We start from the raw sequence: 24,781 nt of genomic DNA on the forward strand, positions 1-24,781 counted from the left end.
TATCAGGACTCCCGGCTACGAGCACACATCATCGTCGCTTCGCAAACAACTTTGCCGTCAACCAGAGCTACGCCTTTGAAGCGAGTCAGGCCGCGACGCGTTTTTTCAAAAGTGACTTCCATGATCATCTGATCACCAGGCACAACTGGACGCTTAAAGCGCGCCTCATCGATACCTGCGAAGTAATAGAGTTCACCCGGCTCCAGTTTACCTACGCTTTTAAACGCCAGAATACCGGTTGCCTGTGCCATTGCTTCCAGGATCAACACACCCGGGAAGATAGGCTTACCAGGGAAGTGTCCCTGGAAGAAAGGCTCGTTAACGGAGACATTTTTCACTGCGCGCAGAAAACGACCTTCTTCAAAATCCAGCACACGGTCTACCAGCAAAAACGGGTAGCGGTGCGGCAGAAGTTCTAAAATCTCTTCAATATGCAGAGTATGAGTGTCAGTAGTCAAAATACTCTTCCTGTCAAATGTACTAAGTAGCAATAATAACACGGCCTGCCGGTTTATAAAAAAGCCGACAGGCCGGGAAAATTAGCGTTAAACGGATGAACGCTTAGTCTTGTTGATCGATTTTGCGCTCAATCGCTTTGAGACGCTTGCTCATATCATCAATATTCATCACCAGAGCAGCTGTTTTACGCCAGACCTTGTTCGGTTGCAGCGGAATGCCTGAGGAATAGACGCCAGGTTCAGTGATAGGACGCATAACCATGCCCATACCTGTCACCGTCACTTTGTCGCATATTTCCATATGGCCGTTGATCACGCTGGCACCGCCAATCATGCAGTAACGGCCAATTTTGAGGCTGCCTGCCATGATCACGCCGCCCGCAACTGCGGTATTGTCGCCAATCACAACGTTATGTGCAATCTGGCACTGGTTATCAATGATAACACCATTGCCAATAATGGTGTCGTCAAGCGCACCGCGGTCAATAGTGGTACAGGCACCGATCTCAACACGATCGCCGATAATCACGCGACCCAACTGTGGGATCTTAACCCAGTTACCCCGATCGTTGGCGTAACCGAAACCGTCAGAGCCAATCACCGTGCTGGATTGAATGAGGCAATTTTCGCCAATCTCAACCTCGTGGTAGACAGATACATTGGCCCACAAGCGGGACCCTGCACCAATCTTCGTATTTTTACCAACAAAGCAGCCAGGACCAATCACCACGTTGTCACCCAGCACTACGCCGGATTCAATGACAGCGTTTGCGCCAACTGCAACGTTGTTACCCAGCTGAGCCGTCGGATCAATTGAGGCACTAGCCGCAATGTTCTGCGCCGGCTGCGGCGTGGTATCAAGAATTTGGGCCATGCGTGCATACGTCAGGTAGGGATTTTTCACTACCAGAGCAGCGCCAGTGGCAAACGGAAGATCGTCCTGCGTCAGAACAACGGCAGACGCCTGGCATTGAGCCAGGTGTTCACGGTACTTAGGGCTTACCATGAAAGTGATGTTGCCAGCTTTAGCAGATTGCATGGACGCAACAGCGGTGATGACGATATCGCCATCACCGTGTAATTCTGCACCCAACTGCTGAGCTAAATCAGCCAGTCGAATTGAAGGCATTACTTATTTAACCTGTTTCAGAACATCAGCGGTGATGTCTTTAACATCGCTGCTGTTGAAAGCAACGGCGTTCGCATCAACAACCAGATCGATGCTCTGGTCGGCAGCAACAGCTTTAACTGCAGACTGAATGCGAGTAACCAGTTTACCGCGCTCTTCGTTAGAACGACGCTGACGATCCTGCTCGAAAGCCTGCGCTTTCTGGGAGAAGGTCTGGCGCTGAGCCATTACGTCTTTTTCCAGCTTGCTGCGATCGCTTGCTTTCATGGTAGAACCATCGCGCTGCAGACGCTGCATTTTAGTCTGGAGGTCGCCTTCCATACGTTGCAGTTCGCTAGCACGGCCTTTGAATTCGTTTTCCAGCGTCGCAGAAACGCCCGTTTTCTGTGCAACTTGCTGGAACAAATTACCCATGTTGACGATTGCGATTTTGTCCGCTGCCTGAGCAGAAGTTGCCATCGCTAAACCGAGACCTGCAGCTAATAACCACTTTTTCACAATTAACTCCTTACCATCCCATTGGCACCTGAAGGTACCGTTCTTTGCGTGGCAAGGCGATCGTGTTACCGATCGCCAGTTGTCAGCGCTACACTGCCAACGCATTCCTTTGCAGCGAATTATTACCAGGTTTTACCAATGTTAAACTGGAATTGCTCCGCTTTGTCTCCATCGTATTTCTTAAACGGCTGGGCGTAAGAGAAGACCAACGGCCCCAGCGGTGACATCCATTGTAATGCGATACCTGCGGACATGCGAATGTTGCCCGGATCGCTGTAGTCTGGAACACCTGCCGCACGCATCTGGGCGGTATTCTCCCAGTTGGTATCCCACACCGTACCCGCATCCATAAAGAAGGAGGTACGGACAGAGTTCGCGTACTTGTCGCTGATGAACGGCGTAGGCGTGATGAACTCAAGGCTCGCCACGGCCATGGCGTTACCGCCGACTGCATCATCAGAGCTACATACTTGTTTCGGATCACGGCTTGCGCAGTTATCTTCGTCATTACCGCCGTAGTAGACCGCTTTCGGACCAATGTTATTGGACTGGAAGCCACGAACGGTGCTGGAACCACCCGCATAGAAGTTCTCATAGAACGGCAGCTCTTTACTGCCAATCCCGTCACCGTAGCCCCAACGAGTACGACCCAAGACAACCCACTTGTGGTCATCATCAATTGGGAAGTAAGACGCCGTGTCCAGCGTCAACTTGTAGAACTCGTTATCAGAGCCAGGAATGGTCACTTTACCGTTCAGGTTGACGCGAGAACCTTCCGTAGGGAAGTAGCCACGGTCAAGGCGGTTATATGTCCAGCCGTAGTTGAAGGTGAAGTCATCCGCCGCGAAACCGTTGTCATCACTGGACGTACTTGCCGACTGGCCAATGGAATCCAGATAACGCCACATTGCCACCTGCGGCTGCATGTTGGACAGGTCGTTATGCACATAACCTAAGCCCGCACGCAGGGTGTTGTATTCGTTCACCGGGAAGCCGAGCGTACCGTCTACACCGTAACTCTTGTTGGTATAGGAGGACAGATCCGCGTCGTCTGCTTTAAAGTCGTTATAGAAGATACGACCACCCAGGCTCACACCGTCAACGGTGAAGTATGGGTTTGTGACAGAAAACTCAGAGTAGGTCTGGTAGTCGTTTTTGGTACCGTTGATACCAACAGAGTACCCCGTACCCAGCCAGTTATCCTGCTGAACACCGACCTGGAAGCTCACACCGCTTTCAGTACCGTAGCCCACACCGAAGTTGAAGCTACCGGTGTTACGCTCTTTTACTTTATAGACGACATCAACCTGATCCGGGCTGCCTGGTACACGCTGGGTATCAGTATCAACCGTCTCGAAGTAACCCAGACGATTCAGACGCTCTTTACCCTGGTCAACCAGGTCGCTACCCAACCACGCCCCTTCCATCTGGCGCATTTCGCGGCGCAGAACGGAATCTTTAGAAGTATCGTTACCTTCGAAGCGGATCTTACGCACGTAGAAACGGTTACCCGCATCAACGTTCACGTGCAGCTTAACGGTTTTCTCTGCGTCGTTGATTTCCGGCTGAGTTTGTACGCGCGGATAGGCGTAACCATAGCGGCCGAGCAGCTTTTTAATACTGTCTTCCATTTTGGTGACTTTAGAACCGCTATACAGATCGCCGGGCTGAATTTTGGTCAGCGACTCAATCTCAGCAGAATGCCCCGCCAGGTTTCCACTTACTTCAACGCCAGAAAGCTTGTACTGATCGCCTTCTGTGATGTTAACCGTAATGTAGATCCCTTTCTTGTCCGGAGTCAGACTGACCTGAGTTGAATCAATGTTGAAACGGGCATAACCGCGATCCAGATAATAGCTGCGCAGGGTTTCAAGGTCGCCTGCCAGTTTCTGTTTCTGGTATTTACGATCGCCCACCACGTTCCACCACGGCACTTCGTCACGCAGCTGGAACGTTGAGATAAGCTCGTCGGTGCTGAACGCGTGGTTACCCACAATGTTGATCTGTTGGATCTTCGCAGAAACACCTTCCTGGAAGACCAGTTTCAGGTCAACACGGTTACGCGGCAGCGGCGTCACTACCGCTTTCACGCTGGCGCTGTATTTACCGACGCTGTAATAGAAGTCTTCCAGACCTTTTTCAATGTCTGCAAGGGTTGTGCGGTCCAGGGACTCCCCCACACGAACACCGGATGCTTCAAGGTTTTGCTTGAGCATGTCATCTTTCACCGACTTGTTGCCGGAGAAGGTGATACTGGCGATCGTTGGACGTTCTTTTACCTGTACCAGCAGCGTATCACCATCGCGCAGAACGCGAACGTCCTCAAAGTTGCCAGTGGCAAACAGAGCACGGATGGTGTTACTGATATCTTCATCATTAACCGTATCGCCGGGGCGCACAGGCATACTGAGGAGGGCCGCACCAACGGCGACACGCTGGAGGCCTTCGAAATGAATATCTTTCACTACGAACCCGTCAGCACCGTATACGGTGGCGCTGCTAAACAGCAGCGACGCTATGAGCAACTTTTTCATCGCCATCGTTATTATGCGTTCTTCCTAACACTCTCTTACAACCGAGAGAAATCATTGAAAAGTGCAAGCCCCATTAACAGCACCAGCAAAATCGAGCCAATGCGATAACTAAAGTCTTGAACTCGCTCGGATACCGGTCCGCCTTTTAGCTTTTCAATGGCTAAAAACAGCAGATGGCCCCCGTCTAATACGGGAAGCGGGAACAGGTTGATTATCCCGAGGTTCACGCTAATGAGCGCGAGAAACATGAGATAGTAAATCACCCCGAACTCCGCTGACATCCCAGCCCCCTGAGCAATCGAAATAGGCCCACTGAGGTTGTTCAGTTTCACATCACCGGTTATCAATTTCCCCAACATGTTTACCGTCAGCTTCATCAGTTGCCATGTTTTATCCGTGGCTTCAAGGATGGCGCTGAACGGCCCATACTGGCGTATTGTCTTGTACTCATCTGGCAGTGGGATCACTTTCGGCACAACGCCTGCAAACCCTTCTGCCTTTCCGCTGCTCGATTTGGTATCCGGAATCAGCGTCAGTGAGAGCGGACTCCCCTGTCTTTCCACTTCCAGCGCGAGCGATGTACCCGGATTATCGCGTACCAGAGTAACAAAGGTCATCCATTGTGTTAATGGTTGACCATCGACTTTAACGATCCTGTCGCCCGCTTGCAAACCCGCTTTACTCGCTGCGGAGTTAGCCTGTACTTCGGCTAATACCGGTTCGATTTGCGCGCTGCGCGGCCGAATCCCCAGAGCGGAAACGGGATCTTCTTTGTCGGGTTCGAAACTCCAGTGGCGTAAATCCAGCACTTTTTCCTGCCGCTGGTCTGATCCAAAAGGCGACACGCTGACAGTCGTCTTCTCATCACCAATTTTCGCAACCAGCTGCAATCGCACGGCATCCCAATCAGGGGTTTCGATGCCATCAATCGCTTTAAGTTCCATCCCAGGTGCAATTTGCCCACTCGCTGCGATAGAGCCAGGGGCAATTTCACCGACAACCGGACGCACGCCAGGGACACCGATGATAAACACCAGCCAGTAAGCGAAGATAGCAAAGATGAAATTGGCTACCGGACCGGCAGCAATGATGGCAGCACGTTGCCCAACGGTTTTGTTGTTAAACGCGCTGTGTCTCAGTTCTGGCGCAACAGGCTCGACGCGCTCGTCGAGCATTTTAACGTAGCCACCCAGCGGAATAAGGGCGATGACAAACTCGGTGCCATGGCGATCGGTACGCTTCCAGAGCGATTTACCAAACCCGATGGAGAATCTCTCCACCCGCACGCCACAGCGTCGAGCAACCCAGAAATGGCCAAATTCATGCACGGTAATCAGTACACCCAGTGCAACAATGAACGCCGCCAGATTCCAGAGAATGCTCAGCATAAAACCTTCCGTTAAATCGTCCCGAATACCAGTAAAAGCAAGCAAGCAAACACTGGAACAGCCGCCGTCAGGCTGTCAATACGATCCAGTATCCCGCCATGGCCTGGAATCAAGTGACCACTGTCTTTAATCCCTGCTTCACGCTTGAACATACTTTCGGTGAGATCACCCAGTACCGAGGCCAGCGCAGCGAAAATTGAGCACACCAGCAATGTTGACGGTGCAACCTCCAGATTCGCCCAGAGGCCATAACCCCAGGAGATGATCGCCGCCGTAAATAGGCCGCCGATGAATCCTTGCCAGGTTTTACCTGGGGAAACCTTCGGCGCCAGTTTATGTTTGCCGAACAGTTTACCAAACATATAGGCTCCAGAGTCAGCCCCCCAGACGAGAATCATCACATAAAGCAGCCAGAGGGCACCGCTATAGTGGTTTTCGTCATAGTGCCAGGCGCGCAGCGCGACCATACCCCAGAAAAATGGAACAATTGTGAGCAGACCAAAAATAAGGCGCAACACTTTAGAATTTCGCCACAGCGCCGCAGAGCCTGGATAAAAAAGCACCAATACAAGCGCAGCAACCCACCATGCCAGCGATATCCATAAGGATCCGGCAACCAGCGGTTGGTGAATATCGTGATGATATTCAGGCAACGTGAACAGCATCAGGGCCAGGATAAAGCCACAAAGCACCGCCAGCCATACCCGCTGTGTGCGCGAGGTAAAGCCGCTAAACTGTCCCCATTCCCAGGCGGCAAGCATGCACACCACCAGCGTAACAATCGCGAATCCCACTGGGGGCAGTAAAAACAGCGCCGCAATGACAATGGGTATTAATACAAAAGCGGAAATCAGGCGATACTTCAGCAAAAGCTACCCCCATCAGGCTTTGTCGCCACCAGGCTCGGTGCCGCCGAAACGACGCTCTCGATTGGCAAAGGCATGCAGCGCACCTTCAAAGTCTTGTTCATCAAAATCGGGCCAAAGAACATCAGTAAAGTAAAGTTCGGCGTAGGCGATTTGCCAAAGCAAAAAGTTACTTATGCGGTGTTCTCCCCCTGTCCTTATTACCAAATCCACAGGCGCCAGTTCATTCATGCAGATTTGCCGACTGAGCGCCTCTTCATCAATTTGGTCGGGTCTCAACAGCCCTTCCTGAACCTGCTCGGCAAGATGCCGAACGCCCTGAATAATATCCCAGCGTCCGCCGTAATTCGCCGCGATATTGAGCGTCAGGCCGGTATTATTTTCCGTCAGCGCTTCTGCTTTGCGAATCCGTTCCTGCAAACGTGAGTTAAAACGACTGGTTTCGCCAATAATACGCAGGCGGACGTTGTGGCGGTGCAGGCTTTTTACTTCGCTATCGAGCGCCCACACAAACAGTTCCATCAACGCAGTCACTTCCTGCGGTGGTCGATTCCAGTTCTCACTGCTAAAAGCATAGAGCGTTAACGCATCAATGCCGTTATTGGCGGCAAAAGAAACGGCGCGGCGAACGGACTTCGCCCCCGCTTTATGCCCAAAGGCTCGTATCTTCCCTTGTCTTTTCGCCCAGCGGCCGTTGCCATCCATGATGATTGCTACATGACGACAGCCATGCGCTGGCAAGTTTTCGCTCATTGGTTGATTCGCAGACAACATAACGCGTTTTTAGTCCCTGAAAAGGATTTAACGGTACACAGGAATACTGAAGCCTATACATAAAAAAGCCGTGTCAAACCACGGCTTACCTGACCACATAAAGTCAAATACCTGCGATCAGGTGGCGCAGACTATATCACTGAAGCACAACGCTAACAAATAGCACGACGACTAGTGGCTGCTTTATCACCAGCTTGCGAGACGTGTCACCAGTTTACGCGCAACAATGCGAGCCTCTGCATCGACCGCCAGCACCTCTTCCACGCTTTGTGGCTCGCGCAAATCCATCAATTCAAGCACTGAAAGATTCATTGCTGCGATATCGGTAAAGCGGATCTGCTGATTCAGAAATGCCTCAACGGTCTCTTCATTCGCTGCATTCAGTGCCGTCGTCGCCGCCTGCCCTTGGTCAAAGGCCGTCATCGCGAGCTTAAGGCACGGGTAACGGTCGTAATCAGGCTCGCTAAAGGTCAGTGAACTCAGCTTGCAGAAATCGAGCGGTTTTGCCCCGGATATCACACGGTTTGGCCACGCCATGGCGTGAGCAATAGGCGTGCGCATATCCGGTTCGCCCAACTGAGCAAGCACGCTGCCATCCTGATAGCGCACCATAGAGTGAATCACCGATTGCGGGTGGATCAGCACTTCCATCTGTTTCGCTGACGCATTAAACAGCCAGCGCGCTTCAATGTATTCCAGACCTTTATTCATCATGGTGGCTGAATCAACGGAGATCTTACGACCCATCGACCAGTTCGGATGACGGCACGCCTGATCCGGCGTCATTGCGCTCAGTTCTGACAGTGGCGTTTCACGGAACGGGCCACCAGACCCGGTGAGCAGAATCGACACGACGCCATTCTGCTCCAGGTCAGCGTACCCCAGGTTCTGTTGAAAAGGTTGCGGCAAACTCTGAAAAATGGCGTTGTGTTCACTATCAACCGGTAAAAGACGTGCTCCGCGCTGCTTGACCGCCTCCATAAACAGGCGTCCGCAGGTCACCAGCGACTCTTTATTCGCCAGCAGAACATCTTTACCGGCATCAATAGCGGCAAGCGTCGGCAGGAGCCCAGCCGCACCAACGATGGCGGCCATCACCTGATCGACCTCATCCAGCGCCGCCATCTCGCATGCCGCCTGCTGACCGCTGAGCACCTCGGTGCGGCTGCCCTTTTCCTGCAGCTGCGCTTTCACCTGGCGAGCACTCTCTTCGTCATCCATCACCGCAAAGCGGGGCGTAAACTCCAGACACTGCTCCACCATGCGCTGCACGTTTTTACCGGCCACAAGGGCGGTCACGGTGTAGCTTTCAGGATTATGGCGAACCACGTCAAGAGTGCTGCAACCGATAGAGCCGGTTGAGCCAAGGAGTGTTAAATGCTTCATGAGATGCCCGGAAAAAAGTTAGACCAGATAAAAGCAAAACGCCGCCAGTAAGACACAACGTCCCCTGAACGGCGTTTATCAGTGTACGACAGAAATCAGAACTGCATCAGTTCCGCTTCTTTATCTGCCAGCGCCGCATCAATTTTCTTGATAGCCGCGTCGGTCATCTTCTGCACGTCATCCTGGGAACGACGGTCATCATCTTCGCTGATCTCTTTTTCTTTCAGCAGCGCTTTTACTTTATCGTTCGCGTCGCGACGTACGTTACGTACGGAAACACGACCTTGCTCAGCTTCACCGCGCACCACTTTGATCAGGTCTTTACGACGTTCTTCGGTCAGCGCAGGCAGCGGAACGCGGATGTCAGCACCCGCAGAGCTTGGGTTCAGACCGAGGTCAGACGCCATGATCGCTTTCTCAATAGCCGGGCTCATTGAACGATCGAATACGTTGATTTTCAGCGTACGGGTATCTTCTACGGTAACGCTCGCCAGCTGACGCAGTGGAGTTGGCGTACCGTAGTATTCTACGATGATGCCATCCAGCAGGCTTGGAGAAGCACGGCCAGTACGGATTTTGCTGATTTGGTTTTTGAACGCTTCTACGCATTTATCCATGCGTACTTCAGCATCTTTTCTGATGTCGTTAATCACGTTACGGATCCTTGAAAACTTGTCTCAGGCAGACTAACCGCCAGCACAGCGCTACAGGTGTGCTAAGTATAGTCGCGTTTAATTCATGACAACGCCAAAGGCGCGTCCGGGTAAGATACCACTACAAAGTAAAGCGGAATCTTACCTGTATTTATCGCCGACGGAAATTATTCCGTGATCAAAGTGCCTTCTTTTTCGCCCATTACAACGCGGCGCAGTGCGCCCGGCTTGTTCATGTTGAAGACACGGATCGGCAGTTTGTGGTCACGAGCCAGCGTGAAGGCGGCAAGATCCATTACTTTCAGCTCTTTATCCAGCACTTCGCTGTAGCTCAGCTGATCGTACATGGTCGCAGACGGATCTTTTGCCGGATCGGCAGTAAACACGCCATCCACTTTGGTCGCTTTCAGCACCACATCGGCTTCGATTTCGATACCGCGCAGGCAGGCAGCGGAATCGGTGGTAAAGAACGGGTTACCCGTACCGGCGGAGAGGATCACCACGCGGTTGTTGCGCAGCAGGCTGATGGCTTCTGCCCAGCTGTAGTTATCGCACACGCCGTTCAGAGGAATAGCGGACATCAGGCGGGCGTTCACATAGGCGCGATGGAGCGCATCACGCATGGCCAGGCCATTCATCACGGTTGCCAGCATACCCATGTGGTCGCCCACAACGCGGTTCATCCCCGCTTTCGCCAGACCAGCACCACGGAAAAGGTTGCCACCGCCAATGACCACGCCAACCTGAATACCCAGTTCGACCAGTTCTTTGATTTCCTGTGCCATGCGGTCAAGGATGCTTGCGTCAATACCGAAGCCTTCCGTTCCCTGCAGCGCTTCGCCACTCAGCTTAAGCAGAATGCGTTTGTACACGGGTTTTGCATTGGTAGCCATGTTTCTTTCCTGAGACTGTCAACGATTAAGATGGGGTTAATTCTGGCGACATGTTATGCCGCAAACCAGCGCAGGGATACAGTAACCTGTCTGATTTTGTATGACGGGTGACAAAAAGAAGCCGCCCTCAGGCGGCTCCTTTTCAATCATTAAGACTGCTTGGACATTGCAGCAACTTCTGCTGCGAAGTCAGTCTCAACTTTCTCGATGCCTTCGCCCACTTCGAAGCGGATGAAGCCAGTTACGTCAGCGTTGTGCTCTTTCAGCAGCTGAGCAACAGACTTGCTTGGATCCATAACGAAAGGCTGGCCAGTCAGAGAAACTTCGCCGGTGAATTTCTTCATGCGGCCTTCAACCATTTTCTCTGCGATTTCTTTAGGCTTACCAGACTGCATCGCGATGTCCAGCTGAACCTGGTACTCTTTCTCTACCACTTCAGCAGACACGTCTTCTGGCTTAACGAATTCTGGCTTGCTTGCAGCGATGTGCATTGCCAGCTGTTTAACCAGCTCTTCATCAGCGCCTTTAGCCGCAACCAGAACACCGATACGTGCGCCGTGCTGGTAAGAACCCAGTACTTCGCCTTCCAGGGAAGATACGCGACGGATGTTGATGTTCTCACCGATTTTAGCAACCAGCGCAACACGTTCTTCTTCGAACTGTGCTTTCAGAACTTCAACGTCAGTGATTTTGCCAGCAACAGCTGCGTCCAGTACTTTGTTCGCAAATGCCTGGAAACCGCCATCTTTAGCAACGAAGTCAGTCTGGCAGTTAACTTCCAGAATGATACCGTAGGTGCCGTCGATTTTAGTGATGATCACGCCGTCAGCAGCAACGTTGCCTGCTTTCTTAGCTGCTTTGATCGCACCGGATTTACGCATGTTTTCGATTGCCAGCTCAATGTCGCCGTTCGCTTCAGTCAGCGCTTTTTTGCAATCCATCATGCCTGCGCCAGTACGCTCGCGCAGCTCTTTTACCAGGGATGCGGTAATTTCAGCCATTCTTAAATCCTCGGGAGATGTGAACTGCCCGGCCATAAGCCAAACAGTATAAATTGAAAAAAGGGGCCGATAATTGGCCCCTATTCATACACGGTACTAATAAGGGGTAAAACCTTATTATTCAGCTTCTACGAAGCTTTCTTCCGCCTGAGAAGCCAGATCCTGGGAACGGCCTTCACGAACGGTAGCAGCTACAGCGCTCAGGTACAGGCTAACAGCACGGATTGCGTCGTCGTTACCCGGGATAACGAAGTCAACACCGTCCGGATCGGAGTTGGTATCAACGATAGCGAATACCGGGATACCCAGGTTGTTAGCTTCTTTGATTGCGATGTGCTCGTGGTCTGCATCGATTACGAACAGCGCGTCTGGCAGGCCGCCCATATCTTTGATACCGCCCAGGCTGTTTTCCAGCTTGTCCAGTTCACGAGTACGCATCAGCGCTTCTTTCTTAGTCAGCTTATCGAAAGTACCGTCCTGAGACTGGGTTTCCAGATCTTTCAGGCGTTTGATGGACTGACGAACAGTTTTCCAGTTGGTCAGCATGCCGCCCAACCAGCGATGGTTCACGAAGAACTGGTCGCAGCTGTTAGCAGCATCTTTCACAGCTTCGCTTGCAGCGCGCTTAGTACCAACGAACAGAATCTTACCTTTACGGGAAGAGATCTTGTTCAGCTCAGCCAGGGCTTCGTTGAACATTGGTACAGTTTTCTCAAGGTTGATGATGTGAACTTTGTTACGTGCGCCGAAGATGAAAGGCTTCATTTTCGGGTTCCAGTAACGGGTCTGGTGACCAAAGTGAACACCAGCCTTGAGCATGTCGCGCATGGAAACAGTTGCCATGTTTAAAACCTCTATAGTAAAAGTTGGGGTTATGCCTCCACGTATCCCATATTACCGACCCCAAAGGGCACCCCGGAATATGTGCCGATACGTGTGTGTTGTTACACAAAGTGAGATTTGTCGCTTCCGTCCAGCCTGTGTATCTGAAATGGATCGGAAGTCCGGCGCGCTTTATACCACAAAACACGGCCAGAAACCAATAATTGTTGACGGTGTGTGCTGTTAATGATTCTCAATTTGGCAGTGGGTGCGCCAGACTGTTACCATTGACGACACTTGAACTAGTATTGTCGAAAAAATCGACACCGATGGACAGATTACATGGCTATCTCTATTAAGACTCCTGAAGAAATTGAAAAGATGCGCGTCGCCGGTCGTCTGGCCGCTGAAGTGCTGGAAATGATCGAGCCGTTCGTGAAGCCGGGCGTCAGCACTGGCGAGCTGGATCGCATCTGTAATGACTACATCGTCAACGAGCAGCACGCGGTCTCCGCCTGCCTCGGCTACCACGGTTTTCCAAAATCCGTGTGCATCTCTATAAATGAAGTGGTTTGTCACGGTATTCCGGACGACGCAAAACTGCTGAAAGATGGCGACATCGTTAACATCGACGTGACCGTCATTAAAGACGAATACCACGGCGACACCTCTAAGATGTTCATCGTAGGCAAACCGACCATCCTCGGCGAGCGCCTGTGTAAAGTGACGCAAGAGAGCCTCTACCTGGCACTGAAGATGGTGAAACCAGGCATCCGTCTGCGCACTATCGGTGCGGCTATCCAGAAGTTCGTGGAAGCGGAAGGTTTCTCCGTGGTGCGCGAGTACTGCGGGCACGGCATTGGTCGCGTCTTCCACGAAGAGCCGCAGGTTCTGCACTACGATGCGGATGACGGCGGCGTGGTGCTGCAGAAAGGCATGACCTTCACCATTGAGCCAATGGTCAACTCTGGCGATTACCGCATCCGCACCATGAAAGACGGCTGGACGGTGAAAACCAAAGACAGAAGCTTGTCTGCACAGTACGAGCATACTATTGTGGTAACAGACAACGGCTGCGAAATTATGACGTTGCGCAAGGATGACACCATCCCGGCGATACTGACGAACATTGAGTGATAAAAGAGCCGGCGAATGCCGGCTTTTTTAATGGCGATAGCTTTTTCTTATGGGTGGCGCACGATGAGTAATCTTTTACCCGAACAGTATGCTAACACAGCCCTTCCCACCCTTCCCGACCAGCCCGACAACCCGGGCGTCTGGCCGCCGCATGAGCTGAAGTGTGCCGATATCAAAGCACATATGGATGTCTTCCAGCGCTGGCTCAGTAGCGCGTTTGACGCAGGCATTTCCGCCGAGCAGCTCATCGAAGCACGCACCGAGTTTATCGACCAACTGCTGCAACGCCTGTGGATCGATTACGGCTTCGGGCAGATTAGCGACGTCGCGCTGGTTGCCGTCGGGGGCTATGGTCGCGGTGAACTGCATCCGCTTTCCGATATCGACCTGCTGATCTTAAGCCGCAAAAAGCTGCCGGACGAACAGGCGCAAAAAATTGGCGAACTGCTGACCCTGCTCTGGGACGTGAAGCTGGAAGTGGGCCACAGCGTGCGCACCCTGGAAGAGTGTCTGCTGGAGGGGCTATCTGACCTGACCGTCGCCACCAACCTGATTGAAACCCGCCTGCTGATTGGTGACGTCGCGCTGTTCCTGGAGCTACAAAAACACATCTTTAGCGACGGTTTCTGGCCGTCAGAAAAGTTCTTCGCCGCGAAGGTCGAGGAGCAAAACCAGCGCCACCAGCGTTACCACGGCACCAGCTATAATCTTGAACCCGATATTAAAAGCAGCCCCGGCGGCCTGCGCGACATTCATACCCTGCAGTGGGTCGCCCGTCGCCACTTTGGCGCGACGTCAATGGATGAGATGGTCGGCTTCGGCTTCCTCACCGAGGCCGAGCGTAACGAGCTAAACGAGTGCCTGCACCTGCTGTGGCGCATCCGGTTTGCCCTGCATCTGGAAGTCACCCGCTACGATAACCGCCTGCTGTTTGATCGCCAGCTCAGCGTGGCTCAGCGCCTGAATTACCAGGGTGAAGGCAACGAGCCGGTTGAGCACATGATGAAGGATTTCTTCCGCGTCACCCGCCGGGTGACCGAGCTGAACCAGATGCTGCTGCAGCTGTTCGACGAGGCCATTCTGGCCCTGACGGCAGACGAGAAACCGCGCCCGATTGATGATGAGTTCCAGCTGCGCGGGACGCTTATCGATCTGCGCGACGAAACGCTGTTCATCCGCGAGCCGGAAGCGATTCTGCGGATGTTCTATACCATGGTGCGCAACAGCACCATCACCGGGATCTACTCCACCACCCTGCGTCATCTGCGCCATGCGCGCCGTCATCTGACTCAGCCTTTGTGCTATATCCCGGAAGCACGCGCCCTGTTCCTGAGCATGCTGCGCCACCCGGGCGCCGTCAGCCGCGGCCTACTGCCGATGCACCGCCACAGCGTGCTGTGGGCGTATATGCCCCAGTGGTCGCATATTGTTGGTCAGATGCAGTTCGATCTTTTCCACGCTTACACCGTGGATGAACACACCATCCGCGTCATGCTTAAGCTGGAAAGCTTTGCGAAAGAAGAGACGCGATCCCGCCACCCGCTGTGCGTTGAACTGTGGCCACGCCTCTCCCATCCTGAACTGATCCTGATCGCCGCCCTGTTCCACGATATCGCCAAAGGTCGCGGCGGCGACCACTCGGTGCTGGGGGCGCAGGACGTGCTGAAATTTGCTGAGCTGCATGGGCTGAACTCACGCGAAACGCAGCTGGTGGCCTGGCTGGTCCGTCATCACCTGCTGATGTCGGTTACCGCACAGCGACGTGACATTCAGGATCCTGAAGTCATTAAGCAATTCGCCGAAGAGGTGCAAACGGAAAACCGCCTGCGCTATCTGGTCTGCCTGACGGTGGCGGATATTTGCGCCACCAACGAAACCCTGTGGAACAGCTGGAAGCAGAGCCTGCTGCGCGAACTGTACTTCGCTACCGAAAAACAGCTGCGTCGTGGTATGCAAAGCACCCCGGACATGCGCGAGCGCGTGCGCCACCATCAGCTGCAGGCGCTGGCGCTGCTGCGGATGGATAATATTGATGAAGAGGCGCTGCATCAGATCTGGGCGCGCTGTCGCGCCAACTACTTTGTGCGCCACAGCCCAAACCAGCTTGCCTGGCACGCGCGGCATCTGCTGAAGCACGATTTGTCGAAGCCGATGATCCTGCTCAGCCCGCAGGCCACGCGCGGGGGCACGGAGATCTTCATCTGGAGCCCGGACCGACCCTATCTGTTTGCCGCCGTCTGCGCCGAACTGGACAGGCGTAATCTGAGCGTTCATGACGCGCAGATTTTCACCACCCGCGACGGCATGGCAATGGACACCTTTATTGTGCTGGAGCCGGACGGCAGCCCGCTGTCGTCGGACAGGCATGAAGGGATTCGTTTTGGTCTGGAGCAGGCCATTACCCAGCGCAGCTGGCAACCGCCGCAGCCGCGTCGCCAGCCTGCAAAATTGCGTCATTTTACCGTCGATACCGAGGTCAATTTCCTGCCGACCCACACCGACCGTAAATCGTTCCTGGAGCTGATCGCGCTCGACCAGCCAGGGCTGCTTGCTCGCGTCGGCCAGGTTTTTGCCGATCTGGGAATTTCGCTTCACGGGGCCCGAATTACAACCATTGGCGAGCGAGTAGAAGATTTATTTATAATCGCCACAGCGGACCGGCGTGCCCTTAATAATGACCTACAGCTTGAAGTGCAACAACGGTTGACAGCAGCCCTCAATCCAAACGATAAAGGGTGACGTGTTTTTTAGTGAAATGGAAAGAGTAAACAATGCAGCAGTTACAGAACGTTATTGAGTCCGCTTTTGAGCGTCGCGCCGAGATCACCCCGGCAAATGTGGATACCGTGACCCGTGAAGCGGTAAACCAGGTTATTTCCCTGCTGGATTCCGGCGCATTACGCGTGGCAGAAAAAATCGACGGTCAGTGGGTCACTCATCAATGGCTGAAGAAAGCCGTGCTGCTCTCTTTCCGTATCAACGATAACCAGGTTATCGACGGAGCAGAAAGCCGCTACTTCGATAAAGTGCCAATGAAATTCGCTGACTACGACGAAGCGCGCTTCCAGAAAGAAGGCTTCCGCGTGGTACCACCTGCGGCAGTGCGTCAGGGCGCGTTCATCGCACGCAATACCGTGCTGATGCCATCTTACGTGAACATCGGTGCTTACGTTGACGAAGGCACCATGGTGGACACCTGGGCGACAGTCGGCTCTTGCGCGCAAATCGGTAAAAACGTTCACCTGTCCGGCGGCGTCGGCATCGGTGGCGTACTGGAACCGCTGCAGGCTAACCCAACCATCATCGAAGACAACTGCTTCATCGGCGCACGTTCCGAAGTGGTTGAAGGCGTGATTGTGGAAGAAGGCTCCGTGATCTCCATGGGCGTTTACATCGGCCAGAGCACCCGTATTTATGACCGCGAAACCGGTGAAGTTCACTACGGTCGCGTTCCAGCGGGTTCTGTGGTGGTTTCCGGCAACCTGCCGTCTAAAGACGGTAAATACAGCCTGTACTGCGCGGTTATCGTGAAGAAAGTGGATGCGAAAACCCGCGGTAAAGTGGGCATCAACGAGTTGCTGCGCACCATCGATTAATCGGGTATAACAAAAAGCGGGGGCAACCCCGCTTTTTTTGTATCTGAGGGTGGCGAAAATAGATTTTTTCGTTAATTATTCAAAGGTTATGTTGAGATCAAGGGTACCGCTATGTACGATAATCTGAAAAGTCTGGGCATTACCAATCCTGATGAAATTGATCGTTACAGCCTCCGTCAGGAAGCCAATAACGATATTCTTAAAATCTATTTTCACAAGGACAAAGGTGAGTTTTTCGCCAAAAGCGTGAAGTTTAAATATCCACGCCAGCGCAAAACCGTGGTGGCTGACGGCATCGGTCAGGGTTACAAAGAAGTACAGGAAATCAGCCCTAACCTGCGCTATGTGATCGATGAACTCGATCAGATCTGCCAGCGCGACCGCACTGAAGTTGATCTCAAGCGTAAGATCCTTGACGATCTGCGTCACCTTGAAAGCGTTGTGACGAATAAGATCAGCGAGATTGAAGCAGATCTTGAGAAATTAACTCGCAACAAATAAGTTGGGTGCGGCCTGATGCCCTCACCCCGGCCCTCTCCCACAGGGAGAGGGTGAAAACCGTACACACCATCATCTCTGTTCGTCCAGCTGCAGCGCCACATACAGCAGCAGCCTGTCGTCAAAATTCCCCAGATCCAGCCCCGTCAGCTCCGAAATCCGGTTTAACCGATACTCCAGGGTATTGCGGTGAATAAACAGCGCCTTCGAGGTCGCCAGCGGCTGCACGTTGTGACGGAACCAGGCCTGCAATGTGCGGCGCAGCAGGCCGTTGTTGTCCATGGCTTTCAGGCGCACTAATGGCCGCGCCAGCTCGTTGGCCTGCCAGCCGCCGCGCAGGCTGTCGAGCAGCACCGGCAGCATCAAATCCTGATAGAAATAACTGCGGCTTTCCGGCATACGCTGTTTACCCACCATCATGGTGGTGCGTGCGGTCCGCCAGGAGCGGGCGATACTGCCCGGCCCGGTGAAGTAGTTGCCCAGCGCAACGCGAAAACGCAGCTGGCCGTTCTCCTGCATGCGTGCAATCAGCTGATCCACACGGCGGCGATGGTCTTCTGCATCCCAGCGGCCAAACTGATTGAGCGCGGGTTTAAGCACCACCATTTCAGTCAGAGACACAATCGCCACCAGGTTATTGCGTTCCGGCGTCGCCAGCGCATTTTGCAGCTGCTGCAACTCTGCCATGGCGCTGTCCACGCCAAGCTGGCCGCTATCGACCTCAATCACCGCCACCACGCGCGGCTGGTTCAGATCGATCCCCAACCGCTGCGCCCATTCGCTGAGTGCAGGCGTATGCTCATCCGCCTGTATGAGGTTCATGACCAGCTCTTCGCGCAGGCGGCTGTCCTGGGCGAGAAGGTGCATCAGGCGCGACTGCTCCAGCATCATCTCCGCCGTCATACAGACCAGCTCGCCGTATTTACGCAGCGACTCCGGCTCGCCGGTCAGACCGATTACCCCCACAATCTCACCTTCAAGGCGCAGCGGCAAATTGATGCCCTGACGTACGCCATGCAGGTGTTTCGCTACCGCATCGTCGATATCGACCACGCGGCCCTGGGAGAGCACCAGCAATGCACCTTCGTGCAATTCCCCAATACGCTCGCGATCGCCGCTGCCGATAATGCGCCCGCGAGCATCCATCACGTTGATATTGGTATCAATGATGCGCATGGTGCGCGCCACGATATCCTGCGCCATTTTGGTATCAAGATGCCAGCCAGCCATGTAACCCTCCTGTGAGCAGAGCTCAAGCATAGGGAAGTTCAGCGACGGCTGCATTGTGCGAATGCACAAAGAGAGAGGGAGAAGTATGGAGTTGTGGTAACAGTCACAGAAACGAGAAAGCCCCTGCGAACAGGGGCTTGAGAGGATTACTGCATCAGCAGATAAAGCGAGGTATCACCACGCTGGATATTCAGCGCCAGCACGGAAGGCTTGCTGTCGAGAATTTTGCGCAGTTCAGCGATGTTTTTCACCGGCTGCTGGTTAGCGCCCATGATCACATCACCTTTTTTCAGGCCGATACGGGCTGCCGGTGAATTCGCTTTCACGTTGTTCACCACCACGCCTTTATCTGCGCCTTTATTGCTCATCTCGGCACCTTCAATCCCGCTGAAGATGGTGCTGGAATCCACCTGATTCTGGCTGCTCTGCTGCAGCTCCAGGCTCACGTTAACCGGCTTACCGTCGCGCAGCAGGCCGAGGGTGACTTTGCTGCCAATCGGCATCGAGCCTACTTCGGCACGCAGGGCGGCAAAGCTGCTGATCGGCTTACCGTTCAGGGAAGTGATCACATCCCCCGCTTTAATGCCCGCCTTCGCCGCGGAGGAATTCGGCATCACCTGGCTGACGAATGCCCCACGCTGGGCGTCAACCTTCATCGCTTTCGCCAGCTCGGAGTTCAGCTCAGTCCCGAGGATACCCAGCTCACCGCGTTTCACCTGGCCATACTGCACCATCTGCGCGGTCAGGTTTTTCACCATGTTGCTCGGGATAGCAAAGCCGATACCGATGTTGCCACCGTCCGGTGCCAGAATGGCGGTGTTGATACCGATCAGTTCACCGTTCAGATTCACCAGCGCACCGCCGGAGTTACCGCGGTTGATCGCCGCATCCGTCTGGATAAAGTTTTCGTAGTTTTCCGCGTTCAGGCCGCTACGACCCAGCGCAGAGACGATACCTGAAGTCACGGTTTCGCCCAGGCCAAACGGGTTACCGATTGCCACGGTGTAGTCACCCACGCGCAGCGCGTCGGAATCGGCAAGCTTAATCGCCGTCAGGTTTTTCGGATCCTGAATCTGGATCAGCGCGATGTCGGAGCGCGGATCTTTACCCACGACTTTGGCATCGAATTTACGCCCGTCGCTCAGCTGAACTTTAATGGTGCTGGCGTTATCCACAACGTGGTTGTTGGTCACCACGTAGCCTTTTGCGGCGTCAATGATGACACCCGAGCCAAGCGCCATGAATTTCTGCTGCTGGCCGCCGCCCTGGCTGTCATCTCCTGCCCCACCGCCCTGACAGAACGGGGAACTCTGGAATGGCGAACCGTCCTGGCAGAACGGCGAGTTGTCGCCGAAGAACTGCTGGAAGTTACGCGGCATACGCGGCGTATTGACGGTCGTGCTGCCCTCAACGTTAATACTCACCACCGATGGCATCACTTTTTCGAGCATCGGTGCCAGGCTTGGCATCTGCTGCGCGGTTGCTGCCGACGACGCGGTCTCGGCTGCAGTAGCAGTCAGAGGAGACAGCGCTAAACCTAAACTCAGAGCCAGTGCACTCATTGCTAATGTGGTTTTTTTCATGTTTCTCAATCTCGATTTACCAGATAACGCAAAATTGCTGTGTAACTCAGATTCGTTTTATACCGCTTAGTTCCGGGATTAAGTTTATGGAAAAAGTAAAAATTTATTGGTCGTCTTTACAAAACTCAGCGCTTATTCCACGGCCATGAGCTTGCGGTACTCATCCCAGGCATATAAATCTGTCATGCCGCTGATATAGTCCTGGATAAGGCGACAGCGATAATAATATTCCATCACTGGCCATTCCGGGGAGTGGCGTTCCAGCTTACCAATCGCTTCGACATACGCCAGACGATGACGGGTAGAAAGTTTCTGATAAAGCCGGGATTCGATAGGTATTCGCCGCACGCGCTCGTGTTCCACCAGCTCGCTGAATTCATCGACTGATAAGTGAAGCAACGGGGAATAAATTTCCAGTAACCCACTGATCACCCGGTATCCTTGCAGCTCTAATTGCTCCACGTCCGGATGGCTGAACACATGGCGCATCGCCACATGTTTATAAAGCTCAAGGAGTTGACTGAAACTGCTGTCATCTTCCAGCAGCGCGTGATTGAATTCCCCGCTGAAAATCAGCGGCAAATTATCAATAAAGCGCGACGCCGCGTAAGGCACCAGCTTATTTAATGTATTGACCCGTAAATACATAAAGAACTGATCTTCGGTACTGCGGCTGAGGGAATTCGAGCGCGATTTTTCCCAGGCATTTTCGACGACCTGAGAAAACAGCGACCCTTTTTCATGTTTACCCCAGGCATCATAAAGATGCTGATAAAGCTCCTCGACGCTGAATATTCTTTTCTCAACGGCGTCTTCCAGGTCGGCCACGCAATAGGAAATGTCATCGGCGGCTTCCATAATCCACGTTAATGGGAAACGCCCCTTTGGCGTTAATGAAAGTTCTTTACGCAGCCGCTCAATATAGGCCTCTTCGGAGAGATAGTAGCCCGGCTTTTTCATCAGGTAGCTGTGCGTGGCAGGCGTTTCTTCCATCCACCAGGCCGGGCGCGTGTATTTGAGTATGCAGCCCACCTGCGCCCACGTCAGATTCATGCGCATCAGGGAGTGCACCAGGCGGATCCCCTGCGCGTTACCTTCAAAATGGCAGAGATCCTGACGGACTTTGCGACGCAGATCGTTAAGGCTCTCTTCACCCTCACGCAGGCGTAAATCCCTCACCACGCAGCGATCGTCGCTCAACGGCTGGCTTTTCGCGTCCAAAGGGAAAAGCCGCTGCTTAAACCAGTCGTTGATTGCCGCCTCGCCGAAATGCCCGAAGGGCGGGTTGCCGATGTCATGCATCAGGCAGGCCATCTCAACGATGCTTTCAAACGGCCCGGTCAGTTCATCCAGACCATAAGTTTCCAGCAGCCGCTGCTCTTTCAGGCGGCTCAAAATCTCTTTGGCAATGTAGCGCCCAACCTGCTGAACTTCCATAGAGTGGGTTAAGCGCGTGCGCACCGCGGCGTTACGCTCCAGCGGGAACACCTGGGTCTTTTGCTGCAAGCGCCGGATAGCGGGCGAGTTAATGATCCTCCCGCGATCGCTCTCGAAGATACGCAGGATCTCATGTTCGCTCTTTTCGCCCTGCGGCGAACGGAAACGTCGGTGCCAGTTAATTTTGGTGCGAAAATCGATTGGTGCCATGTGCTCCCCCGCGTGAGAATGCGTTTCCCCTTAACCGCATGATAGACTATGCATCTTAACAAGGCACATCGCGAGTAAATCTATGAAAATCGGCATTATTGGTGCAATGGAAGAAGAAGTTACGCTGCTGCGTGACAAAATTGAGAACCGTCAGACTCTCTCTCTGGGTGGTTGTGAGATCTACACCGGCCAGCTGAACGGTGTTGACGTGGCTCTGCTGAAATCTGGCATCGGTAAAGTTGCGGCTGCGCTGGGTGCGACCCTGCTGCTCGAACGCTGCAAGCCGGACGTGATCGTCAACACTGGCTCTGCGGGCGGTCTGGCGCCGACGCTGAAAGTGGGTGATATCGTCGTTTCCGACGAAGCACGTTACCACGATGCCGACGTGACCGCCTTCGGCTACGAATATGGTCAGCTTCCAGGTTGCCCGGCCGGGTTTAAAGCCGACGACAACCTGATTGCCGCGGCAGAAAGCTGCATCGCAGAACTGAACCTCAACGCGGTACGCGGCCTCATTGTCAGCGGTGATGCGTTCATTAACGGCTCCGTGGGCCTGGCGAAAATCCGCCATAACTTCCCGCAGGCGGTTGCCGTTGAGATGGAAGCAACCGCGATTGCTCATGTTTGCCATAACTTTAGCGTACCGTTTGTGGTGGTTCGCGCGATCTCTGACGTGGCAGACCAGCAGTCCCACATTAGCTTTGACGAGTTCCTTGTTGTGGCGGCAAAACAGTCCACCGTGATGGTGGAGCGTCTGGTGCAGAAACTGGCTCGTGGCTAAACATACCGTCAGGGCGCTGGCCGCCCTGCTTCTTCTCGCACCGGCATGGCTTTTCGCCATGCCGCGTGTGATTACTCTCTCCCCCGCGAATACCGAACTGGCCTTTGCTGCCGGGATCACCCCTGTGGGCGTGAGTAGCTTTTCGAATTATCCCCCCCAGGCCGCCAGCATTGAGCAGGTCGCGACCTGGCAAGGAATGAATCTCGAGCGCATTGTGGCGCTTAAGCCTGACCTCGTGCTGGCCTGGCGTGGCGGCAATGCCGAGCGGCAGGTCAACCAACTGACCTCACTGGGTATTAAGGTCATGTGGGTGGACGCAGTCAGTATTGAGCAAATCGCCCAGACGCTGCGCGATCTGGCCCCTTTTAGCCCCACGCCCAAAAAAGCCGAGGACGCTGCGAAACAGATGCTCAGCGACTATGCAGCGCTGAAATCCCGGTACAACACCCCCGCCAAAAAACGCATCTTTCTGCAATTTGGTAGCCAGCCGTTGTTCACCACCGGAAAAGGGTCGATTCAGAACCAGGTGCTGGAAATCTGCGGCGGCGAAAATATCTTTGCAGCCAGCCGGGTACCCTGGCCTCAGGTCAGCCGTGAACAGGTGCTTGCACGCCAGCCGCAGGCCATCGTCGTGGTCGGAAATGCGAGCGATATTCCTAAAGTTGAACACTTCTGGCAAAGCCAGCTTAAAATTCCGGTGATCCCGCTCAACGGTGACTGGTTTGAACGCGCCAGCCCGCGTATTATCCTCGCCGCAAAACAACTCTGTGCCGCGCTGGCAGAGAGTCACTAACATAGATAAATACTTTTCGAGGATTTAACGATGCTCGTGTATTGGCTGGATATTCTTGGCACAGCCGTTTTTGCTATCTCCGGCGTTTTACTCGCCGGAAAACTGCGCATGGATCCGTTTGGCGTGCTGGTGCTGGGCGTTGTGACCGCCGTGGGCGGCGGAACAATCCGCGATATGGCGCTGGCAAATGGCCCGGTGTTTTGGGTAAAAGATCCCACCGATCTGGTGGTGGCGATGGTCACCTGCATGTTGACCATTGTACTGGTTCGTCAACCCCGCAGATTACCCAAATGGATATTGCCTGTGCTGGATGCCGTCGGCCTCGCCGTGTTTGTCGGTATTGGCGTTAATAAGGCGTTTAATGCGGGTACCGGTCCGATGGTGGCGATCTGCATGGGTGTATTAACCGGCGTGGGCGGCGGGATCATTCGCGACATTCTGGCGCGTGAAGTGCCGATGATCCTGCGTACTGAAATTTACGCGACGGCCTGTATTGTAGGGGGAATTGTTCACGCCACCGCGTATTACACCTTTGCGGTCCCGCTGGAAAATGCCGCGATGCTGGGGATGGTCGTGACGCTGGTGATACGTTTAGCGGCGATACGCTGGCACCTGAAGCTGCCGACGTTTGCGCTGGATGAGAATGGCAGGTAAATGCAAAACGGTAACCGCAAGGTTACCGTTTTTAGCGTTTTGCCGGGGTGAGGGCATCTTCCCGCACCCTCTTAAATACTGAACGACGAACCACACCCACAGGTGCTTGTTGCGTTCGGGTTGGTCACCACAAAGCGCGAACCTTCCAGACCTTCGGTGTAATCAACCGAACCACCGACCAGGTATTGCAGGCTCATCGGGTCAACCACCAGCGCGACGCCCTGCTTCTCGATGGTCATGTCGCCCTCGTTCACCTGGTCGTCAAAGGTAAAACCATACTGGAAGCCGCTGCAGCCACCACCGGTAATATAAACACGGAGTTTCAGTTCCGGATTGTCTTCATCGGCAATCAGGACTTTTACTTTTTTGGCTGCTGCTTCGGTAAATTCGAGCGGTACAGCTACTACGTCATCACTCATCTTATGCTCCCATGAATACTGCATACTGCTATTGGGTAAAA

23 protein-coding genes are annotated in these 24,781 nt (G+C 53.7%); 7 read left to right on the forward strand and 16 right to left on the reverse strand.

Annotation, left to right across the window (positions count from 1 at the left end; translation table 11 throughout):
- Window positions 1–2: 2 nt before the first annotated feature.
- From fabZ to rpsB, 12 genes are all read right to left on the reverse strand, one after another.
- Window positions 3–458, reverse strand: coding sequence for a 3-hydroxyacyl-ACP dehydratase FabZ (fabZ, locus tag HV355_RS17665; RefSeq protein WP_010426706.1), 456 nt, complete (start codon window positions 456–458; stop codon window positions 3–5).
- A gap of 103 nt (window positions 459–561) precedes the next feature.
- Window positions 562–1,587 carry a UDP-3-O-(3-hydroxymyristoyl)glucosamine N-acyltransferase gene (lpxD, locus tag HV355_RS17670; protein ID WP_182402855.1) on the reverse strand — a complete coding sequence of 342 codons (1,026 nt, stop codon included), beginning with the start codon at window positions 1,585–1,587 and terminating at the stop codon, window positions 562–564.
- A 3-nt stretch (window positions 1,588–1,590) separates the two neighbouring features.
- Window positions 1,591–2,085, reverse strand: coding sequence for a molecular chaperone Skp (gene skp / locus HV355_RS17675; protein ID WP_010426710.1), 495 nt, complete (start codon window positions 2,083–2,085; stop codon window positions 1,591–1,593).
- A 122-nt stretch (window positions 2,086–2,207) separates the two neighbouring features.
- Window positions 2,208–4,625: an outer membrane protein assembly factor BamA gene (bamA, locus tag HV355_RS17680; protein WP_042719073.1), complete on the reverse strand. Its 2,418-nt coding sequence runs from the start codon at window positions 4,623–4,625 to the stop codon at window positions 2,208–2,210.
- 29 nt (window positions 4,626–4,654) lie between these two features.
- Window positions 4,655–6,007 (reverse strand): sigma E protease regulator RseP, encoded by a 1,353-nt coding sequence (gene rseP, locus HV355_RS17685; RefSeq protein WP_042719072.1) that lies wholly within the window; start codon window positions 6,005–6,007, stop codon window positions 4,655–4,657.
- 11 nt (window positions 6,008–6,018) lie between these two features.
- Window positions 6,019–6,876, reverse strand: coding sequence for a phosphatidate cytidylyltransferase (gene cdsA, locus HV355_RS17690; RefSeq protein ID WP_010426717.1), 858 nt, complete (start codon window positions 6,874–6,876; stop codon window positions 6,019–6,021).
- Between the two features lie 12 nt (window positions 6,877–6,888).
- Window positions 6,889–7,647, reverse strand: a complete 759-nt coding sequence (gene ispU, locus HV355_RS17695) for a (2E,6E)-farnesyl-diphosphate-specific ditrans,polycis-undecaprenyl-diphosphate synthase (protein WP_089599138.1) — start codon at window positions 7,645–7,647, stop codon at window positions 6,889–6,891.
- Between the two features lie 186 nt (window positions 7,648–7,833).
- On the reverse strand, window positions 7,834–9,033 hold the full coding sequence (gene ispC, locus HV355_RS17700; RefSeq protein ID WP_182402857.1) for a 1-deoxy-D-xylulose-5-phosphate reductoisomerase: 1,200 nt from the start codon (window positions 9,031–9,033) through the stop codon (window positions 7,834–7,836).
- Between the two features lie 95 nt (window positions 9,034–9,128).
- Window positions 9,129–9,686: a ribosome recycling factor gene (frr, locus tag HV355_RS17705; protein ID WP_006173607.1), complete on the reverse strand. Its 558-nt coding sequence runs from the start codon at window positions 9,684–9,686 to the stop codon at window positions 9,129–9,131.
- A gap of 167 nt (window positions 9,687–9,853) precedes the next feature.
- Window positions 9,854–10,579, reverse strand: a complete 726-nt coding sequence (gene pyrH, locus HV355_RS17710) for a UMP kinase (protein ID WP_006173609.1) — start codon at window positions 10,577–10,579, stop codon at window positions 9,854–9,856.
- A 149-nt stretch (window positions 10,580–10,728) separates the two neighbouring features.
- The gene (tsf, locus tag HV355_RS17715) at window positions 10,729–11,580 is read right to left on the reverse strand and encodes a translation elongation factor Ts (protein WP_028015579.1); all 852 of its coding nucleotides are present in this window, start codon (window positions 11,578–11,580) and stop codon (window positions 10,729–10,731) included.
- A gap of 117 nt (window positions 11,581–11,697) precedes the next feature.
- Window positions 11,698–12,423 (reverse strand): 30S ribosomal protein S2, encoded by a 726-nt coding sequence (gene rpsB / locus HV355_RS17720; RefSeq protein WP_003856207.1) that lies wholly within the window; start codon window positions 12,421–12,423, stop codon window positions 11,698–11,700.
- Between the two features lie 321 nt (window positions 12,424–12,744).
- Between rpsB and map the strand changes: the two genes are divergently transcribed.
- From map to HV355_RS17740, 4 genes are all read left to right on the forward strand, one after another.
- Entirely contained in the window at window positions 12,745–13,539 is a 795-nt protein-coding gene (map, locus tag HV355_RS17725) for a type I methionyl aminopeptidase (protein WP_010426734.1), read from the forward strand.
- Window positions 13,540–13,602: 63 nt separating this feature from the next.
- On the forward strand, window positions 13,603–16,278 hold the full coding sequence (gene glnD, locus HV355_RS17730) for a bifunctional uridylyltransferase/uridylyl-removing protein GlnD (RefSeq protein ID WP_148400072.1): 2,676 nt from the start codon (window positions 13,603–13,605) through the stop codon (window positions 16,276–16,278).
- Window positions 16,279–16,310: 32 nt separating this feature from the next.
- Complete coding sequence (gene dapD / locus HV355_RS17735) at window positions 16,311–17,135, forward strand: 2,3,4,5-tetrahydropyridine-2,6-dicarboxylate N-succinyltransferase (RefSeq protein ID WP_008501915.1); 825 nt, start codon at window positions 16,311–16,313, stop codon at window positions 17,133–17,135.
- 111 nt (window positions 17,136–17,246) lie between these two features.
- Window positions 17,247–17,636: a DUF3461 family protein gene (locus tag HV355_RS17740; protein ID WP_010426739.1), complete on the forward strand. Its 390-nt coding sequence runs from the start codon at window positions 17,247–17,249 to the stop codon at window positions 17,634–17,636.
- 69 nt (window positions 17,637–17,705) lie between these two features.
- Here HV355_RS17740 and HV355_RS17745 read toward each other — a convergent pair whose 3' ends face one another.
- The 3 genes from HV355_RS17745 to dgt all read right to left on the reverse strand — a co-directional run bounded on the left by HV355_RS17745 (window position 17,706) and on the right by dgt (window position 22,093).
- Window positions 17,706–18,863, reverse strand: a complete 1,158-nt coding sequence (locus HV355_RS17745) for a CdaR family transcriptional regulator (RefSeq protein WP_010426741.1) — start codon at window positions 18,861–18,863, stop codon at window positions 17,706–17,708.
- A gap of 146 nt (window positions 18,864–19,009) precedes the next feature.
- Complete coding sequence (degP, locus tag HV355_RS17750) at window positions 19,010–20,446, reverse strand: serine endoprotease DegP (RefSeq protein ID WP_010426743.1); 1,437 nt, start codon at window positions 20,444–20,446, stop codon at window positions 19,010–19,012.
- Window positions 20,447–20,578: 132 nt separating this feature from the next.
- Window positions 20,579–22,093: a dGTPase gene (gene dgt, locus HV355_RS17755; RefSeq protein WP_182402859.1), complete on the reverse strand. Its 1,515-nt coding sequence runs from the start codon at window positions 22,091–22,093 to the stop codon at window positions 20,579–20,581.
- An 82-nt stretch (window positions 22,094–22,175) separates the two neighbouring features.
- On the opposite strand from dgt, the gene mtnN reads away from it, so the two are divergent.
- From mtnN to HV355_RS17770, 3 genes are read left to right on the forward strand one after another with little or no spacing between them, the layout of a single operon-like run.
- Window positions 22,176–22,874: a 5'-methylthioadenosine/S-adenosylhomocysteine nucleosidase gene (mtnN, locus tag HV355_RS17760; protein ID WP_010426746.1), complete on the forward strand. Its 699-nt coding sequence runs from the start codon at window positions 22,176–22,178 to the stop codon at window positions 22,872–22,874.
- A complete protein-coding gene (gene btuF / locus HV355_RS17765; protein ID WP_108417048.1) occupies window positions 22,867–23,667 on the forward strand; it encodes a vitamin B12 ABC transporter substrate-binding protein BtuF in 801 nt (266 codons plus the stop codon). Before mtnN ends, btuF begins: the two co-directional genes overlap by 8 nt.
- A 30-nt stretch (window positions 23,668–23,697) precedes the next feature.
- The gene (locus HV355_RS17770) at window positions 23,698–24,321 is read left to right on the forward strand and encodes a TRIC cation channel family protein (protein ID WP_108417049.1); all 624 of its coding nucleotides are present in this window, start codon (window positions 23,698–23,700) and stop codon (window positions 24,319–24,321) included.
- 71 nt (window positions 24,322–24,392) lie between these two features.
- Here the strand turns inward: HV355_RS17770 and erpA are convergent, their stop codons facing one another.
- Window positions 24,393–24,740, reverse strand: coding sequence for an iron-sulfur cluster insertion protein ErpA (gene erpA, locus HV355_RS17775; protein ID WP_010426752.1), 348 nt, complete (start codon window positions 24,738–24,740; stop codon window positions 24,393–24,395).
- Window positions 24,741–24,781: the final 41 nt, after the last annotated feature.

Source organism: Enterobacter sp. RHBSTW-01064 (assembly GCF_014103035.1).
Classification (GTDB): Bacteria; Pseudomonadota; Gammaproteobacteria; order Enterobacterales; family Enterobacteriaceae; genus Enterobacter; species Enterobacter mori.